This window comes from Clostridium intestinale DSM 6191, assembly GCF_900130055.1.
In the GTDB taxonomy this organism is placed as follows: Bacteria; Bacillota; Clostridia; order Clostridiales; family Clostridiaceae; genus Clostridium_T; species Clostridium_T intestinale.
In genome coordinates this window covers 1-2,553 of record NZ_FQXU01000032.1, presented here as the reverse complement: position 1 = coordinate 2,553, position 2,553 = coordinate 1, and the positions used below count along the sequence as shown (strand labels likewise).

Genomic DNA, 2,553 nt, shown 5'->3' with positions numbered 1-2,553 from the left:
TAGTTTAATCTTACTCTAAGAATTACGTTGACTATAAAATAAGTTTATTCAAAACTTCTTAAGTTTCCTCTGTTTAATTTTCAAAGACCATTTTTCTTGTTTTTTCGCCACTCTCTCGCAGCGACAATAGTTATATTATCATAGCCCAAAATCAATGTCAACACCTTTTATTAAAAAATTATGTAATAATATTATTTTTCTTCTCATACATCTATATAAAAGGACTTCTCACTATTTTAATGATGAGTTTCATTCCTTATTATCCTGAATTTAAAAGGAGAAGTGCTTATATGAAAATTAATAAAAAAGAACTATTTCTATGGGAACTATTAGGGGCTGTATTTATAAGCGTATGCGGAATAACATTGCATTTTACTTATGAACTATCTAACTACAATTTTATTGTTGGATTATTTAGTTCTATAAACGAAAGTTTATGGGAGAGTGTAAAACCTTACTTTTTTTCAATTGTATTTTTTTCTGGTATAGAATATTTTGCTTTTAGCTCTAGCCTTAGTAACTTTTTCACAGCAAAAGTTGCTTCAGTTATATTTCTTAGCGCATTTATATTATTTATATTAAATTACACTCAAAGTTTTTTGGGTGGAACAAATTTCTTACTAAATATAATTACTTATGTACTGGGATGTATTGTGGCTCAAATTATTTCTTTTAGAATTCTGATTCTTAACAAACATTATGCATTAGCAAATTTAATAAGTTTAGTATTTATAATCTCACTAATTATATTGTTTTTTGCTTTTACATTAAATCCACCAAACTGCAAATTATTTAAATCTCTCAATAAACCAACATTTTATAAATTCATAACCCCTGAGATTATGGCTTAGGCTATAGTCTCTATTTTTTTATAAGGAATTCTAATCAATAATACAGCCTAGGTAATAACTTACCTAGGCTGTATTATTGATTAAAATTTTTGTACATTTATAGCTTGTGGCCCTTTTTCTTTTTCAACTATATCAAATGAAACTGACTCCCCCTCATGAAGTTCTTGTCTTCCATTCCCCTCTTTTATTTGAGAGTGATGAACAAACACATCATTTCCTTCATTTGCTGAAATAAATCCATATCCTTTTTGGGTGTCGTACCATTTAACAACTCCAGTAATCATAAATCTAAAACCTCCAGAAATATATTTCACTAGATAATTTACCCACTTATTTTATCTTTATCCTCATCTATATCACTTTTCTCTTCAGTTTTCTTTTTAAATATCCCTCTGGACTTTTCAACTATTCCTAATCCTGCTTTAATTATAGTTTCTTTAGGTAGTTGATCTCTTTGATAATTAGCTATTGTTATTATAGGTTCTAGTAAGTACATGGTGTCAATATACCCCTGTTTCATTCTCTTCCTTATTCCCGATGAAGAAAAATCTAGTATTTCTGCAAGATCCCCATCTGCCATATCTCTTGGATATATCTCTATTATTCTAGCCCTAGGAAATTTATATCTATTAACTAATGAATCTTTACTTAAATGAATTATTATAATGATATCAAGTCCTTCTCCATACAATGGTTGAACTGGAACATTATCTGCCATACCACCATCTAGATACTTAAACTCCTCTACTTCCTTGCTTTCATATATCATTGGAATAGCTGAGGTTGCTAAAAGTATATTTTTTATATCTTCATCATTATAATCATTTAATTTAAAGTACCTTGGGCTTAAATCAGGTACAGCGCTACATGTAGCATAACAACTCCTCTTATCTAAACGAATCTTTTCAATGTCCACATATTGATTCATTATTTCTATAAGACCGCTTCTAGATATGTTTCCTTGTTCTAATGTAGTGGGTAAGTACTTCTTTACGAAATTCAGATTTCTATTTCCTAAAGTTATAAATATTCCACGCTTAAGTAAATCTATATTTCCTGTTGGTAGAATCTTATCTTTTGAAATGCTTAGCCATACTTTTTCAGCTATCTCTATATCACCTTGGAGATACATAACTGCATTTAGTGCTCCTATAGATGTTCCCGATACTCCTTTTACGTATTTATCTATTCCTAACTCTTTTAACGCTTTCCACGCGCCTATTTGATAAGAGCCTCTAGCTCCTCCCCCTGCAAATACCAATCCTAATTTCATGTGTCTCCTCCTCTCTTTTGAAACTTATTCCTTACTTATAATTATAGCCACTTTTATCATTCTTCTACTATTTATATATGAAATATATTTATTTTTGATAAAAAACCTATTTCCTTTTATAGCATACTTTTCTACTTTTCTATTTTTCTATTTAAGTACTTAACTTCTTATTAAACGTAACGTGGACCTAGGTCAATATCTTGGACACATTTTAATTCTCAAATTGTTATTCTAAAAAGATCTTCTTTCATTTGCGGAGTTATATAACCAATAGAACCATGAATTCTTTTACGGTTATACCATGATTCAATAAAAATAAATAAGTCTAATTTCTCACTTTCATAATCATAATATTGAACATTGTTAACTTGTTCTTTCTTTAAAATGGAATGAAAAGACTCTATACAAGCATTATCATAGGGGCATGCT

The 2,553-nt window shown here is 29.2% G+C and carries 4 protein-coding genes; 1 reads left to right on the top strand and 3 read right to left on the bottom strand.

The window, feature by feature from the left end:
• Nucleotides 1-290 precede the first annotated feature (290 nt).
• Nucleotides 291-851, top strand: coding sequence for a DUF6512 family protein (locus tag BUA92_RS22735; protein ID WP_073022882.1), 561 nt, complete (start codon nucleotides 291-293; stop codon nucleotides 849-851).
• A gap of 80 nt (nucleotides 852-931) precedes the next feature.
• Here the strand turns inward: BUA92_RS22735 and BUA92_RS22730 are convergent, their stop codons facing one another.
• The 3 genes from BUA92_RS22730 to BUA92_RS22720 all read right to left on the bottom strand — a co-directional run.
• Nucleotides 932-1,135, bottom strand: a complete 204-nt coding sequence (locus BUA92_RS22730) for a cold-shock protein (RefSeq protein WP_073022881.1) — start codon at nucleotides 1,133-1,135, stop codon at nucleotides 932-934.
• Between the two features lie 38 nt (nucleotides 1,136-1,173).
• Nucleotides 1,174-2,124 (bottom strand): patatin-like phospholipase family protein, encoded by a 951-nt coding sequence (locus tag BUA92_RS22725; protein ID WP_073022880.1) that lies wholly within the window; start codon nucleotides 2,122-2,124, stop codon nucleotides 1,174-1,176.
• A gap of 218 nt (nucleotides 2,125-2,342) precedes the next feature.
• On the bottom strand, nucleotides 2,343-2,553 hold a 211-nt coding region (locus BUA92_RS22720), incomplete at its 5' end, for an integrase core domain-containing protein (protein ID WP_139259403.1).